Below are 14,440 nucleotides of genomic sequence, written 5' to 3' on the forward strand. Positions count from 1 at the left end.
CGGATCGCGGATCGCGGATCGCGGATCGCGGATCGCGGATCGCGGATCGCGGATCGCGGATCGCGGATCGCGGATCGCGGATCGCGGATCGCGGAGAGCTTGATGTCTGTGAGTCATCACGATGACTCACAGACATCAAGCGTTCTCAGCCATGTCCAGCGAGGTGCCGCCAGCCAGCCCCGCGACCGTCGGCAACCACCAACCACCAACCACCGCCACCACCGACCACCGACCACCATTGCCACCACCGGCCACCGCCACCGCCAGCCAGCACCGCCACCGCCACCGCCACCGCCACCGCCAGTCACCACCACCGCCAGCTACCACCGGCCACCGCCAGCGCCACCGCGAGCCACCACCGGCCACCACCACCGCCAGCTACCACTGCCACCACCGGCCACCGCCAGCCACCCGCCAGCGCCAGCCACCGGCGGCCACGACCGCCAGGCACGACCAGCGCCGGCAGATCGGTGCTGGCGATAAAACGCGTGGAGCCGGCGACTCACCGCGTCTATGGTGGCGCGGTGCTGATCAGACGCGAGACACCCGCCGACGTCGACGCGATTCGCGCGGTGCACTCTGCGGCCTTCGCCAAGGCCGATGGCGGTGACGGCGTACCGGTCGAGGCGACCCTCGTCGACGCGTTGCGCGCCGACGAGGGCTGGCTGCCCGGGTACTCCCTGGTGGCGACCGATTCGGACGGCCTGGTGGTCGGGCACGTGGTGGCCACCCGCGGTCGGGTGGGCGGCGCGCCGGTGGCGTTGGGCCTGGGGCCGCTGGGCGTGTTGCCGGACTGGCAGCGCCGAGGTGTGGGCAGCGCGTTGATGCACGCGGTCCTTGGCGCGGCGGACGCGCGGGACGAACCGCTGGTGGTCCTGCTCGGGCACCCCGACTACTACCCGCGCTTCGGGTTCCGGCCGGCCGTCGATCTGGGGGTCACCCCGCCCCAGCCGTGGGGGCCGCAGTACTTCATGGCTCGGCCGATGCACGCGTGGCGCGAGTCGATCCGGGGCGAGTTCCGCTACGCCGGTCCGTTCGACGAGCTGTGAAGCGGCCCGCCATCCGTCGGCGGCGCGCCACCGACCTGGACGGCTGCGTCGCGGCGCTCGCCGAGGTCCACCGGGTGGACGGGTACCCGCTGAACTGGCCCGTCGACCCGCACCGTTGGCTGCGCGAGCCGCACCCGGCGCGGGCCTGGGTCGCCGTCGACGCCGACGCGGCCGTTGTCGGACACATCGCCGTGCATCGGATCCCCGATCCGCTGGAGGGGCCGCCCGGCCGGCCGACGGCCGAGGTGGCTCGTCTCTTCGTGGTGCCGAGAGCCCGGGGGTTGGCGCTGGGCGGCGCGCTGCTGGAGCGGACCCGCCAGTGGGCCGACAAACGCGCAGCGGACCTGGTGCTGGAGTTGGCCGCCGACGGCCCTGCGGCCGCCGCTCTGTACGACCGCGCGGGATGGCGGTGTGAACGCACCAGCACGGCACCATGGACCGCCCCCGACGGCAGCCCGGTGCCACTACACGCTGCGGCACCGCACGCCGGGCTCCGACGTCGCACCGGCCAGCACCGCGAGGCGACGGGCGAGTCGGCCGGCGGCCTCGCGCAGCTCGGGAGGCTCCAGCACCTCCATGTCGTGATCCAGACGGGCGAGGTGCGCGGCGAGCCAGTCCAGGCTGTCGCCGCCGACGACCAGCACGGACCATCCGGCGCTGTCATTTTCGACCCGTCCCACCTGCGGTGGGACCACCTCCCGCAACCGCTCCGGTCGGGCGTGCACCCGCACCCGGGCGAGGTAGCGGTACGGCGCGCCGGTCACGGCCCGCTGCACGAAGGCAACCGGATCCGGGTGTTCGCGTGCCGAAGAACGCCAGGTCGTCGCGACCGCAGCCCGGATCCGATCCAGCCGGAACGTCCGCCAGTCGGCGCGGTCGACGTCCCAGGCCATCAGGTACCAGCGGCGGCCGGTGGTGACCATCCGAATCGGCTCGACCGTCCGTTCCTGCTCGGCAGCGCCCCGGCCGGGATAGGAGAATCGGACGCGTACCCCGTCCCGGCAGGCGCGGGCGAGTGTCACCAGCAGTTCCGCGTCGATCTCGGCGACCGGGCCGATGAGGGTGTCGGTGGCGCCGTGCACCGCCCGCACCTCGGCGCGAAGCCGCGACGGCATCACCTGATCGAGCTTCGCGAGTGCCCGCAGCGCGGCCTCGCCCGCCCCGGCGACAGTGCCCCCGGCGGCGAGCCGCAGGGACACCGCCGTGGCGATCGCCTCCTCGTCGTCGAGGAGCAGCGGCGGCAGCCGGGTGCCGGCGCCGAGTCGGTAGCCGCCGCCGACGCCCGACACCGCGTGCACCGGGTAGCCGAGCGCCCGCAGACGCTGCACGTCGCGGCGTACGCAACGACCGGTGACCCCCAACTCCGCGGCGAGTTCGGCAGCCGTCCAGGACAGTCGTCGTTGCAGCAGCGCCAGCAGGCGCAGCACCCGTTCGGTCGTCGCCTCGACGGTCACGCCTCGATCGTTGCACGGATAGCGGAACGATCCTGTCCGCTATCAGCGAGAGGGTGGGATCATGACCGACCAGAACAGGAAGCAGGGATCCGCCGTGATCCGCGACGTCCAGATCACGTTCGACTGCGCCGACCCGGCGGGGTTGGCCACCTTCTGGGCCGAGACGCTCGGCTACCAGGTGCAGGCCCCACCCGGAGACTTCGAGTCCTGGGACCAGGCGCTGGAGGCGATGGGCGTGCCGCCGGAGAACCGCAACGACGCGTCGGCGGTGGTCGACCCCGAGGGCTCGCGACCGCGGCTGTTCTTTCAGCGGGTGCCGGAGCACAAGCAGGTGAAGAACCGCGTCCACCTCGACGTCCGCGCGGCCCCCGGGTTGGAGGGTGACGAACGGATGGCGGCCCTGGAGGCCGAGGCCGAACGGCTCGTCTCGCGTGGCGCCGGGCGACTCGGTCGGCACGAGCCCGCTCCCCCGTTGGCCGCCGGTCATCTCATCATGGCCGACCCGGAAGGCAACGAGTTCTGCCTCGACTGACGGGGCGTCAGCCCAGCTCACTGCCACACCGGGCGGGCGTCATGCGAACATGTGTACGTGTCGCCCGGTGCCAGCATCCTGCACGCCGACCTGGACGCGTTCTACGCGTCGGTCGAGCAGCGCGACGACCCGCGCCTGCGCGGGCGGCCGGTGATCGTCGGTGGCGGCGTGGTGCTCGCGGCCAGCTACGAGGCGAAGGCGCGGGGCGTCCGCAGCGCGATGGGCGGCCAGCAGGCGCGTCGGCTCTGTCCGGACGCGATCGTCGTGCCGCCGCGGATGTCGGCGTACACGGCGGCGAGCCGCGCCGTCTTCGAGATCTTCCGGCAGACCACACCGCTGGTGGAAGGGCTCTCCATCGACGAGGCGTTCCTCGACGTGGGGGGTCTGCGGCGGCTGGTGGGGCCACCGGCCGAGATCGCCGAACGACTCCGCCGGGAGGTCCGCGACCGGGTCCACCTGCCGATCACGGTGGGGGTGGCCCGCACGAAGTTCCTGGCCAAAGTGGCCAGCGGCGTGGCGAAACCGGACGGCCTGCTGGTGGTCGCCCCGGACGCCGAGCTGGCGTTTCTGCACCCGCTGCCGGTGGAACGGCTCTGGGGCGTCGGCCCGGTCACGGCGGCCAAGCTGCGCGAACGCCGGATCCGTACCGTCGGGGAGGTGGCCCGTCTCGGTGAGGCGGCGCTGGTGTCGCTGCTCGGAGCGGGCGCCGGGCGGCACCTGCACGCGTTGGCGCACAATCGCGATCCCAGGGCGGTGCAGGTGGGGCGGCGGCGCGGTTCGATGGGCGCGCAGCACGCGCTCAGTCGCGCCCCGCACACCTTTACGGAGCTGGACGCCATCCTCGCCGGCCTGGTCGACCGGGTCAGCCGGCGGATGCGGGCGGCCGGGCGGTCCGGCCGCACCGTCGTGTTGCGGCTGCGCTTCGGCGACTACACCCGGGCGACCCGCTCGCACACGGTGCGTAAGGCGACGGCGGACACGACGCCGCTACTCGCCGCCGCGCGGGCGCTACTGCGCGCGGCCCTGCCCGAGATCGATCGCCGTGGAATCACGTTGATCGGTGTCTCCGTGGGCAACCTCGACGACAACCCGGTCCAGCCCGAGCTGCCATTCCAGCCGGACCCCGGGTCCGACCTGGACGTTGCGGTCGACGCGGTCCGCGACCGGTTCGGATCAGCGGCGCTCACGCGTGCGGTGTTGCTCGGTCGGGAGCCGGGCGTGGAGATGCCGCTTCTGCCGGACTGACCGATAAGCGTGCGGCGTGCGCGGCGGAGCTGCGATCAGAGACACATCACAGCAGGTCGGCGGTTTAGCCGGCGGCTGACGGGTGACCCTTGTGGGGTACAGCCTGACGAGGGGGGCCACATGTCCGACGACACCAGCAACCGACCGAGTCGCACCGCCGAGCGCCCGCACGACGTGACCGACCCGCTGCTGTGGCAGTTGGCGATCGATGTGTTGAGCGCACACGAGCCGGACGACGAGGGCCAGTGCCGCAACCTCCAGTGCGCCGGGCAGTCCTGGCCGTGCGCGGCCCGTACCGGAGCGGAGCACTCGCTGCGGCTGGCGCGGGGCGCCTCCGCCTCGGTCGAGGGGACCATCGACGGAACCGACAGCGACGACGTCGACACGGCTGGGCGTCGCGAGGCGGCGGTACCCGCCTCCCGCTGGGGCTGGAACGCCGGCCCGGTGGCGTCGCAGCGAGGGCCGAAGGCCGCCTCCGCGGCCTGACGGGCCACCCACAACTGATCCGCGCCACGTAGCCGAAGGCTCGGCCGGTTGTCCGGCCGAGCGTTCGGCTGTCGCGGCTCGGTAGGGCCGCGATGCGGCACGGCAGCCCGGCCGGCGAGCCCGCCGTTCGGGCGGGCTGCCGGCCGGCGGTACTCCAGTTACAGGGTGCGCGCCAGCCGGTCGGCGAGCGTCCGGGTGAAGCGGGCCGGGTCGGTCAACTCGCCGCCCTCGGCGAGCACCGCCAGGCCGTAGAGCAGCTCGGCGGTCTCGGTCAGAGCGGTGGGGTCACTGCCCTGCTCGTGGGCCTTGCGCAGCCCGGACACCAGCGGGTGACCGGGGTTGATCTCCAGGATGCGCTTGGTGGTGGGGATCTCGTGCCCCATCGCCCGGTACATCTTCTCCAGGGTCGGGGTGAGGTCGTGGGCGTCGCCGACGACGCAGGCCGGTGAGGTGGTCAGCCGCGACGACAGGCGGACCTCCCGGACGCTGTCGGTGAGGGTCGTCCCCAGCCAGTCGAGCAGCCCGGCGAACTCCTGTCGCTGCTGCTCACGCTCGGCCTCGGCCTGCTGCTTCTCCTCGTCGGTGTCCAGGTCGATCTCGCCCTTGGCGATCGAGCGCAGCGGCCGGCCGTCGTACGTGCCGACCCGCTCGACCCACACCTCGTCGACCTGGTCGGTGAGGAGCAGCACCTCGTGCCCCTTGGCCCGGAACGCCTCCAGGTGCGGGGAGTTCTCGATGGCGGCCCGGGACTCGCCGGTGGCGTACCAGATGTCGTTCTGGCCGTCCTTCATCCGCGACACGTAGCCGGCCAGGTCGGTGGGCTCGTCGGGGTCGTTCGTCGAGGCGACCGACAGGATGTCCAGCAGGGTGTCGCGGTTGTCGGTGTCGTCGATCAGCCCTTCCTTGACCACGGCGCCGAACTCGGTCCAGAAGGTGCGGTAGCGCTCGGCGTGGTTGGCCTTGAGGTCCTTGACCGTGGCGAGGACCTTCTTGACCAGCCGGCGGCGGACGATCTGGATCTGCCGGTCCTGCTGAAGGATCTCCCGGGAGATGTTCAGCGACAGGTCGTGCGCGTCGACCACGCCCTTGACGAAGCGCAGGTAGGTCGGGACCAGCGCCTCGCAGTCGTCCATGATGAAGACGCGCTTGACGTAGAGCTGGACACCCCGGCGACCCTGTGGGGAGAAGAGGTCCAGTGGGGCGTGGCTGGGCAGGAAGAGCAGCGCCTCGTACTCGAAGGTGCCCTCGCCCTTCATGTGCACGACCTCGAGCGGGTCGGCCCAGTCGTGGCTGACGTGCTTGTAGAACTCGTTGTACTCGGCGGTGTCGACCTCGTCGCGGGGCCGCGCCCAGAGGGCCTTCATCGAGTTGAGGGTCTGCACCTCGCTGGTGGCGGGCTCACCCTCGGCGCCGGGGCGCTCGACGGTCATCCGGATCGGCCAGGCGATGAAGTCGGAGTAGCGCTTGACGATCTCGCGGACGGTCCACTCGGCGGTGTAGTCGTGCAGGTTGTCCTCGGTGTCGGCCGGCTTGAGGTGCAGCGTCACGGTGGTGCCCTGCGGCGCCTCGTCGACCGCCTCGATCGAGTAGGTGCCCTCGCCGGTGGACTCCCAGCGGGTGCCGCCGGTCTCGCCGGCCTTGCGGGTCAGCAGGGTGACCCGGTCGGCGACCATGAACGCGGCGTAGAAGCCGACGCCGAACTGCCCGATGAGGTCCTGCTTGGCGTGGGCGTCGGCGGACTCGCGCAGTTGGCGCAGCAGCTCAGCGGTGCCGGACTTGGCGATCGTGCCGATCAGCGTGACGACCTCGTCGCGGGTCATTCCGATGCCGTTGTCGCGCACGGTGAGGGTGCGGGCGTCGCGGTCGATCTCCAGGGCGACGTGCAGGTCGTCGGTGTCGGCGACGAGGTCCTTGTCGACGAGGGTGGCCAGCCGGAGCTTGTCCAGGGCGTCGGACGCGTTCGAGATGAGTTCCCGCAGGAAGACGTCCTTGTTCGAATAGATCGAGTGGACCACCAACTGGAGGAGCTGACGCGCCTCGGCCTGGAACTCCAACGTTTCGGCCTGGTTGCTCACACCGTCTCCCATCTCGGCTCGTACGGAGGTTCGCGGAAAGGATACGAGTCGTCACCGGTCGGGGTGTGGGCGCGTCCGGGTCGTATTCCCGATCCCGTCGACCGCCGCCGTGACGTAGCTGACTTTGCTTTGCAGAAGTCAGGTCGGATAGCGTGATCGCCATGAAGATCGCTGGAAGCACCGCCCTCGTCACCGGCGCCAACCGTGGCCTCGGCCGACACCTGGCCGCCGACCTCCTCGCCCGGGGCGCCACCGTCTACGCCGGCGCCCGCAACCCCGACAGCGTGGACCTGCCCGACGTGACGCCGGTCCGCCTCGACATCACCGACCCCGCCTCGGTGGCCGCCGCCGCCGAGCTGGCCGGCGGGGTGAACCTGCTGATCAACAACGCGGGTATCGACACCCGGACCGACCTGCTCGACGGCGACCTGGACCTCGTCCGGCTGGAGCTGGAGACCCACTACATCGGCACCCTGTCGACGATCCGGGCGTTCGCGCCGGTCATCGCCGGCAACGGCGGCGGAACCATCCTCAACGTGCTCTCCGTCCTGTCCTGGGTGAACTTCCCCCTGCACGGGTCGTACGGTGCCGCCAAGTCCGCCGAGTGGGCGATGACGAACGCGCTGCGCCTCCAGCTCGCCGAGCGGAACGTCCGTGTCGCGGGTCTGCACGTCGGCTACCTGGACACCGACATGGCCGCGACCATCACCGGCCCGAAGTCCGATCCGGCCTCGATCGCCCGGCTCGCGGTCGACGGCATCGAGGCCGACGCCTACGAGATCGTGGCCGACGACGTCAGCCGGCGGGTGCAGGCCGGGTTCCCCGGCGGCGTCGCCGCGCTCTACCCACAGCTCTCCTGACCACGACGCGCCGGGCCGCCGCCGGACACTGCCGGCGGCGGCCCTTTCCGGGGTACGCGGTCAGCTCGCCACCAGCGTCACGTCGTCGATCACGAAGCTGGTCTGCAACGACGAGTCCTCGGTGCCGGTGAAGCGAAGCGTCACCGTCTGCCCGGCGGACCCGGCCACCGAGAAGCTGCGCTGGACGTAACCGGACGCCCTGTTCAGATTCGAGTACGTCGCCAGCGTGCTCGACCCCAGCTGAACGGTGAGCCGGTCGTACACCGTGGAACTGGTGGTCTCGGCCGTGTCGATGTGCAGCCAGAACGAGAGCGTGTAGCTGGCGCAGCCGGCCGGCAGGGTCACCGACTGCGTCAGACTCTCGGTGCCGCTGCTGCCGTTGCCGTTGAGCCACGCCTTGTACGACCCGGTCCGGGCCGGCTGGGCGCTGGCGTTGGTGATCACGCCGGAGGACGCGGTCCACGGCGTGCTGCCGCTCTCGAAACCACCGTTTCCGACCACCTGGCCGCCGGTGCAGGCCGGGGTGCCGCCGTTCACGGCGAGCTGCCACAGCGCGTACGCGACACCGTCGGCCGCCCGGTTCAGCACCGTGGCGCTGACGTTGGCGGTGGTGTCGCAGGACCGGTGGTAGCAGGGGTCGTACGCGGAGTTGGCGGTGCCGCCCCACTTGGCCGCCTGGGCGCTGGTCTTGCGCGCGCTGGCGCCGGCGGCGTAGCCCGAGGTGGGGATACCGGCCTGCTGGAAGTAGTAGTCGTCGGAGCGGCCCTGGCCCTCGACGTTCTCCTCCGGTTGCAGGCCCAACGAGTCCCAGTACGCCTTCAGCGGCGCCGCCGTGGTCGAGGTGACCCGGTTGATGAAGTATCCGCCGTTCGTCGAGCCGACCATGTCGAAGTTGTAGTAACCCTTGATGTAGCCGCGCTGGGTGGCGCTGAGCGAGTTGACGTAGAACCGGGAGCCGTTGAGCCCCTGCTCCTCGTCGGTCCACCAGGCGAACCGCACCCGTTTGGTCATCGTCGGGTTCTGCGCGGCCAGGACCAGTGCGTTCTCCAGCAGGGTCGACGAGCCGGTGGCGTTGTCGTTGATGCCCGGACCGGCCGATACGCCGTCCAGGTGCGCGCCGAACATGACCACCTGGTCGGCCGGGCCGCCGGGCCACTCGGCGATGAGGTTGTTCGAGGGGTACCGGCAGCTGGAGCAGTACTGCTCGCTGACGGTGTAGCCGGCCGACTGGAGCCTGGTCTTGACGTAGGTGAGCGAGGCGGTGTAGCCGGCCGAGCCGGCCCGTCGGTTGCCACCGTTGCTGGTGGCGATGGCGTTGAACTGGGTCAGGTGCGCCTGGACGTTGCTGACGGAGATGTCCGGCGCGGCCAAAGCGGCGGCGGACGCGGCGATCGGCCGGGTCACCGTCGTGGCGGTCGGAGGTGACGCGGTCGCCGTGTGGGCGGCCAGCGGCACCGTCATCCCGGCGAACACGGCGAGCGCGATTCCCGCGCTCAGCGTTCTGCCTCTCATGGGGGCTCCTCGGGGGTTGGAGAGATATCCGAGACACTGACAGATCTCGATTTCTTGAGCATCAGTCGTTCGTCCCGAACCGCCGACGGTTCGACGGTGGGTACCGGCGTCGGCACAGGTGAGTAGAGGTGTCAGGATGGGTAGGTAACACGGCAGGGGTCGTCGGGCCCGGAACGGGGGCTTGCGATGGGGTCGGATCGAGCGTGACGCGACCCAGCACTGACCTGTTCCTCGGCGGCGGCGACACCGGGCGGTTGATGGCCCGACTGGACTGGGCCGACACCCCGCTGGGCCCGGTCGACGGCTGGCCGCAGAGCCTGCGCGCCGCCGTCCGGATGGTGCTCTCCTCCCGGTACCCCATGCTGCTGCTCTGGGGTGAGAGCTACTCCCAGCTCTACAACGACGCGTACTCGGCGCTGATCGGCGACAAGCACCCCGCCGCGCTCGGCGACGACGTACGGGTGACGCTGGCCGAGGGCTGGCCCGTGCTCGCCCCGCTGATCGAGGAGGCCATGGCGACCGGGGTGGCCAGTTGGGTCCCGGCGCTGCAACTGCTGCTGGAGCGGGCCGGCTACCGCGAGGAGGCGTACTTCAGCGTCTCGCACGCCCCGGCCCGCGACGACGACGGCCGCACCGTCGGCGTCCTGACCGTGTGCAGCGAGGTCACCCAGCAGGTGGTCGGCGAACGTCGGCTCCGTCTCCTGCGCGACCTGTCGGTGCTCGGCGACGGGCGCACCGTCGACGTGGACGCCACCGCCGCCCGGCTGATCGACGTGATCGACGGGCACCCCCTGGACGTGCCGTTCGCCGCCATCTACCTGCGCGACGGCACGGCACTGCGGCAGGTCGCCTGCACCGGCGGCGATCACCGGCACGCTCGGGCCCTGCCGGACGCCGTCGAGCTGACCGACCCGGGCCCGACCGCGTACGCCTGGGGGCTGGCGGACGCCGCCGAGGGTCGGGCGACCCCGGTGAACGACGTCGCCGACCGGCTGCCGTTGCCCGCCGGCCCGTGGAACGACCCGGTCCGCACCGCGCTGGCGCTGCCGCTGCCCTCGGCCGACGAGGATCAGCCGCTCGGCGTCCTGCTCGCCGGGGTCAGCCCCAGCCGAGGGCTCGACGAGGCGTACCACTCCTTCCACCAACTGCTCGCCCAGCAGATCTCCGTGGCGTTGCGAAATGCCCGCGAGTACGAGGAGGAGCGCCGCCGGCTCGAGGCGATGGCGGAACTGGACCGGGTCAAGACCGACTTCTTCGCCAACGTCAGCCACGAGTTCCGTACCCCGTTGACCCTGATCCTCGGCCCGCTGACCGACGCCCTCACCGACGCCACCGCCCCGTTGACGGCGACGCAGCGGGAGCGGGTGGAGACCGGCTGGCGCAACGCCACCCGGTTGTTGACGCTGGTCAACAGCCTGCTCACCTTCTCCAGCCTGGAGGCCGGGCGGGCGCGCAGCGACGCCCGGATGGTGGATCTGGCCGCGCTGACCGCCGAACTCGCCGGGGTGTTCCGGGCCGCCGTCGAGCGGGCCGGGCTGACCCTCGAGGTGAGCTGCCCACCGCTGCCCCGGCCGGTCGCGGTCGACCCGGTCAACTGGGAACGCATCGTCACGAACCTGCTCTCCAACGCGCTGAAGTACACGTTCATCGGCCGTGTCCGGGTCACCCTGGACGCCGACGACGAAGAGGTACGCCTCACCGTCGCGGACACCGGCATCGGCATCGCGGAACGGGACCTGCCGAAACTCTTCGAACGCTTCCACCGGGTGCGGGGCGCGCGCTCGCGCAGTCACGAGGGCACCGGCATCGGCCTGGCCCTGGTGCACGAGTTGGCCCGGCTGGAGGGCGGCGACGTGCGCGTGACCAGCCAGGTGGGCGTCGGCAGCAGGTTCACCGTGACGCTGCCCTGGTCGGCGGCGCGCCGCACCGCGGTCACCGGGCCGGCGGTGGACGGGCGGGGTGACGCGGCCCGCGCCGCAGTTCAGGAAGCGATGGGCTGGCTCACCGAACCGGACGACGCGCCGACCGAGCCCGATCCCACGTCCGGGGCGGCCACCGACGAGCTGGCCGGGGCCCGGATCCTGCTCGCCGACGACAACGCCGACATGCGGGCGTACCTCACCCGGCTGCTCACCGGGCAGGGCTGGCGGGTGCGGGCCGTCACCGACGGCCGGCAGGCCCTCGACGAGATCCAGAGTGATCCGCCCGACCTGGTCCTGACCGACGTGATGATGCCGGTGCTGGACGGCTTCGACCTGGTGCGCCGGCTACGCGCCGACCCGACGACCCGGACGTTGCCGGTGCTGGTGCTCTCCGCCCGCGCGGGTGAGGAGGCCAGCGTGGAGGGCCTGAGCCTGGGCGCCGACGACTACCTGGTCAAACCCTTCGCCGCGGCCGAGTTGATCGCCCGGATCCGGGCCGGCATCCGCCGCGCCCGCGACCGCACCCCTGCCGTGCCCGCCTCCGGTGACCCGCCGACGGTCGCTGGCGCAGCACCCCCGGCACGAACCGCCCCGGTCGGTCCCGGCACGCCGAGCCCGGCGGTCGACCCCGTCCGCGACGCGGCCGTGCTCATGCCGACGCCGACCGAGCCCGACGGGCTGGGCGACCTCCGGAACGTCGGGTGGACGTACCCGTCCGCGCCGACCTCGGCCGCCGCGATGCGTCGGGACGTCCGGGGCGCGCTGGTCGACCTGGACGTCGACCCGGACGTACTGGAAGATCTTCTGCTCGCCGCCTCCGAGGCCATGAACAACGCCGTCGAGCACGCACAGCGGCCCAGCCGTCCCGAGGTACGGGTGGGCGTCCAGGTGGGTGGCGGCCTGATCCGGATCTCGGTTCGGGACTTCGGAACCTGGCGGGACCGCCGGCCGGCGATGGACCGGGGACGCGGCGCGCTGCTGATGAACGCCTACGGCGACGTGCGGCTGGTCTCCACCGCCGAGGGGACGACGGTGACCATCGAGCGCCGGCTGGCCTGAGCGGCGCAGCCCGTCAGAGTCGGCGGCCGTTGGCGTCGTGGGCGACGATGCCGTCCAGCCGCTCCCCCGGGCTGAGCTGCGCCGGGTCGAACCAGAAGATCAGCACCTGCTTGTCGGCACTCCACGGCGCTACCCGGGCGTCGACCTGCCGATCGTCGACCGTACCGATGATCCGCTTGGCGGGGCCGACGAAGTAGCCGAAGGTGGGCACCGGCGCGGCAGCGCCGTCGTCGTAGCCGATCTGGTGGAACCCGGCGCTGCGGTCGCTGCCGTACACGTCGTTGACCAGGATGTCCGTGGTCAGTGAGCCGTCCGGAGCCTGGCGACCGGCGGCCAGACCGATGGACACCTTGGGTTCGCCGGGCACCGACACCGCCACGAAGTAGTAGACCCGCCGGTCCTGGCCGTGCCGCACCTTGGTGTCCACGATCTGGCCCATCGGCTTCGGCTGCGGTACGTCGCGGCCCATCGTCGGCGGCGGCGTCGAACCCGGCGGCGACTTCTCCGCCCACGGCGAGACACCGACCGACGGTGGAGCGACGGCGACCGGCTGCGGGCGCTCGGTCGGCGCCGGATCGCCCGGCCCGGACGCGCCGGCAGCCACGACGACGACCATGGCGGCGAAGCCGGTCGCCAGCGTCGCCGCCCCGGCTCCGGCGACGCGTCGACGGGTACGCAGCCGACGTCCCTCGCGCATCACGGTGACCAGATCGAGCACGGCATCCGGGCGCTCGGTCACCCGCATGGCGTCGCGGAGACGTTCCAACTCGCTCATCGACGCGCCCTCTCGTCGGCCGTGCGAGGCTCGGCGGCGCGCAACTTCTCCAAGGCCCGCGAGCTGGTGCTCTTGACCGTGCCGACGGAAACGGAGAGTTCCCGGGCCACCTGCGCCTCGGGCAGGTCGAAGTAGTAGCGCAGGACGACGATGGCCCGCTCCCGGGGGCTGAGCGCGCCGAGGATGGTGATCAACCAGCGTCGGGTGGCCACGTCGTCGGCCACGTCACCACTGCGTTGCTCCGGCACCTCGTCGGTGGGGTACTCCCGCATCGGCCGTCGCCACCCGTCGACCAGATGGTTGACCAGCGTGCGGCGGGCGTACCCGTAGGCGTCGTCGTCGTGGATGCGCGACCACGACGCGTACGTGCGCACCAACGCGGTCTGCGCGGCGTCCTCGGCCTGGTGGTGGTCACCGGTCATCAGGAACGCGGCGTGCACCAGTCGCGCGGACGCCGCCCGCGCGAACTCGACGAAATCGGCGTCACCCCGCGCCACCGCGAACCCTCCCCGTGCCACAGAGCTAGAGACGGGCGAGGTCGGCAAAAGGTTGAGCCCTGGGTCACATCAACTTTTCGCCACCGTCACCCGTCTTCTCCTCCGCGCCGCCGCCGAGCGACGCGCGAGGGGAGAGACATGTCGACGAAGGTTACCCGCCGCTGGGGCCCCGCCCCGATGGCGTCACTGCTGCTGGTGGCGCTGCTCACCGGGTGCGGCCTGCCCGCCGCCGGGCAACCCGTCACCGACCCGGTCACCGCCGCGCCGCTGCCCGGTGGACCGGCGACGCCTACCGGCCGGGCGACCGTGGCCGCCGAGGTCCGACCCAGTTCCGCGCCCGTCATCGGAGTCAGCTACCCCGCCACCGGCGGTAACCGCTGGTCGGTCGCGCCCGGCGAGACGACCCCCGGACGCGCGACGGCGGGCCAGTTGCTGCGCTACCGGGTCGCCGTGGAGCGCGACATCCGGGGCCTGCCGGCCAAGGACGTCGCCACGGCGATCACCGCGACGTTGAACGACCCACGCGGGTGGACGGCGGGTGGGGCGTGGCGGTTGCGCCGGGTCGGTGCCGGCGAACCGACCGACTTCACCATCTACCTGGCGACCCCCGGCACCCGCGACACCCTCTGCCAGGACGTGCCGGACGCCTACACCTCCTGCCGCAACGGTGGCCGGGTGGTGCTCAACGTGGCGCGCTGGGTCAAGGGGGTACCGGGTTACGGCGCGACGCTGGAGACCTACCGGCAGTACATGGTCAACCACGAGGTGGGGCACAAACTCGGGCACGGCCACGAACGGTGCCCCGGGCGGGGCCGGCCGGCGCCGGTGATGCAGCAGCAGACGCTGGGCCTGCACGGCTGCACCGCGAACGCATGGCCGTACCCGAAGGGCAAGGCCCGCTACCGCGGGCCGGTCGGGGCGTACGACGACGCGATCCCCCGGCGTGAGGGCGCCTACTCGGCATCATGAGGACG

At 72.0% G+C, this 14,440-nt stretch carries 13 protein-coding genes and 1 pseudogene; 8 read left to right on the plus strand and 6 right to left on the minus strand.

Features of this window, described 5'->3' with window-relative positions:
- Positions 1-135: 135 nt before the first annotated feature.
- On the minus strand, positions 136-327 hold the full coding sequence (locus AB0877_RS30110) for a hypothetical protein (RefSeq protein WP_366612995.1): 192 nt from the start codon (positions 325-327) through the stop codon (positions 136-138).
- Between the two features lie 197 nt (positions 328-524).
- Between AB0877_RS30110 and AB0877_RS30115 the strand changes: the two genes are divergently transcribed.
- Together AB0877_RS30115 and AB0877_RS30120 are read left to right on the plus strand one after the other, a co-directional pair.
- Positions 525-1,049, plus strand: a complete 525-nt coding sequence (locus AB0877_RS30115) for an N-acetyltransferase (protein ID WP_366612997.1) — start codon at positions 525-527, stop codon at positions 1,047-1,049.
- A gap of 74 nt (positions 1,050-1,123) precedes the next feature.
- Positions 1,124-1,447, plus strand: a pseudogene (locus tag AB0877_RS30120) (GNAT family N-acetyltransferase); the annotation flags it as partial.
- A 66-nt stretch (positions 1,448-1,513) separates the two neighbouring features.
- Here AB0877_RS30120 and AB0877_RS30125 read toward each other — a convergent pair.
- The gene (locus AB0877_RS30125) at positions 1,514-2,503 is read right to left on the minus strand and encodes a YafY family protein (RefSeq protein ID WP_366612999.1); all 990 of its coding nucleotides are present in this window, start codon (positions 2,501-2,503) and stop codon (positions 1,514-1,516) included.
- A gap of 61 nt (positions 2,504-2,564) precedes the next feature.
- On the opposite strand from AB0877_RS30125, the gene AB0877_RS30130 reads away from it, so the two are divergent.
- The 3 genes from AB0877_RS30130 (at position 2,565) to AB0877_RS30140 (ending at position 4,766) form a co-directional block, all read left to right on the plus strand.
- On the plus strand, positions 2,565-3,035 hold the full coding sequence (locus AB0877_RS30130; protein ID WP_366613001.1) for a VOC family protein: 471 nt from the start codon (positions 2,565-2,567) through the stop codon (positions 3,033-3,035).
- A gap of 57 nt (positions 3,036-3,092) precedes the next feature.
- Positions 3,093-4,280, plus strand: a complete 1,188-nt coding sequence (gene dinB / locus AB0877_RS30135; RefSeq protein ID WP_366613003.1) for a DNA polymerase IV — start codon at positions 3,093-3,095, stop codon at positions 4,278-4,280.
- A 120-nt stretch (positions 4,281-4,400) separates the two neighbouring features.
- Positions 4,401-4,766: a hypothetical protein gene (locus tag AB0877_RS30140; RefSeq protein WP_366613005.1), complete on the plus strand. Its 366-nt coding sequence runs from the start codon at positions 4,401-4,403 to the stop codon at positions 4,764-4,766.
- A gap of 158 nt (positions 4,767-4,924) precedes the next feature.
- Here AB0877_RS30140 and htpG read toward each other — a convergent pair whose 3' ends face one another.
- Positions 4,925-6,853 carry a molecular chaperone HtpG gene (gene htpG / locus AB0877_RS30145; RefSeq protein WP_366613007.1) on the minus strand — a complete coding sequence of 643 codons (1,929 nt, stop codon included), beginning with the start codon at positions 6,851-6,853 and terminating at the stop codon, positions 4,925-4,927.
- Between the two features lie 149 nt (positions 6,854-7,002).
- Here htpG and AB0877_RS30150 point away from each other — a divergent pair, with 149 nt between their 5' ends.
- The gene (locus AB0877_RS30150; protein WP_366613009.1) at positions 7,003-7,701 is read left to right on the plus strand and encodes an SDR family oxidoreductase; all 699 of its coding nucleotides are present in this window, start codon (positions 7,003-7,005) and stop codon (positions 7,699-7,701) included.
- A gap of 60 nt (positions 7,702-7,761) precedes the next feature.
- Here the strand turns inward: AB0877_RS30150 and AB0877_RS30155 are convergent, their stop codons facing one another.
- A complete protein-coding gene (locus AB0877_RS30155) occupies positions 7,762-9,213 on the minus strand; it encodes a M28 family peptidase (RefSeq protein WP_366613011.1) in 1,452 nt (483 codons plus the stop codon).
- 203 nt (positions 9,214-9,416) lie between these two features.
- Between AB0877_RS30155 and AB0877_RS30160 the strand changes: the two genes are divergently transcribed.
- Positions 9,417-12,194: an ATP-binding protein gene (locus AB0877_RS30160; protein WP_366613013.1), complete on the plus strand. Its 2,778-nt coding sequence runs from the start codon at positions 9,417-9,419 to the stop codon at positions 12,192-12,194.
- 13 nt (positions 12,195-12,207) lie between these two features.
- On the opposite strand, the gene AB0877_RS30165 is transcribed toward AB0877_RS30160, so the two are convergent.
- Positions 12,208-12,969, minus strand: coding sequence for a hypothetical protein (locus AB0877_RS30165; RefSeq protein WP_366613015.1), 762 nt, complete (start codon positions 12,967-12,969; stop codon positions 12,208-12,210).
- Positions 12,966-13,466: a SigE family RNA polymerase sigma factor gene (locus AB0877_RS30170; RefSeq protein WP_366613017.1), complete on the minus strand. Its 501-nt coding sequence runs from the start codon at positions 13,464-13,466 to the stop codon at positions 12,966-12,968. Before AB0877_RS30170 ends, AB0877_RS30165 begins: the two co-directional genes overlap by 4 nt.
- Positions 13,467-13,604: 138 nt before the next feature.
- Between AB0877_RS30170 and AB0877_RS30175 the strand changes: the two genes are divergently transcribed.
- Entirely contained in the window at positions 13,605-14,435 is an 831-nt protein-coding gene (locus tag AB0877_RS30175) for a DUF3152 domain-containing protein (RefSeq protein WP_366613019.1), read from the plus strand.
- The last annotated feature ends 5 nt before the right edge of the window (positions 14,436-14,440 follow it).

The sequence above is a fragment of the Micromonospora sp. NPDC047644 genome (assembly GCF_040704315.1).
Lineage (GTDB): Bacteria > Actinomycetota > Actinomycetes > Mycobacteriales > Micromonosporaceae > Micromonospora.

Coding starts and splice junctions, on each gene's coding strand:
- AB0877_RS30155 (WP_366613011.1), bottom strand. CDS start 9,213: ATGAGAGGCAGAACGCTGAGCGCGGGAATCGCGCTCGCCGTGTTCGCC.
- AB0877_RS30150 (WP_366613009.1), top strand. CDS start 7,003: ATGAAGATCGCTGGAAGCACCGCCCTCGTCACCGGCGCCAACCGTGGC.
- AB0877_RS30165 (WP_366613015.1), bottom strand. CDS start 12,969: ATGAGCGAGTTGGAACGTCTCCGCGACGCCATGCGGGTGACCGAGCGC.
- AB0877_RS30140 (WP_366613005.1), top strand. CDS start 4,401: ATGTCCGACGACACCAGCAACCGACCGAGTCGCACCGCCGAGCGCCCG.
- AB0877_RS30130 (WP_366613001.1), top strand. CDS start 2,565: ATGACCGACCAGAACAGGAAGCAGGGATCCGCCGTGATCCGCGACGTC.
- htpG (WP_366613007.1), bottom strand. CDS start 6,853: ATGGGAGACGGTGTGAGCAACCAGGCCGAAACGTTGGAGTTCCAGGCC.
- AB0877_RS30175 (WP_366613019.1), top strand. CDS start 13,605: ATGTCGACGAAGGTTACCCGCCGCTGGGGCCCCGCCCCGATGGCGTCA.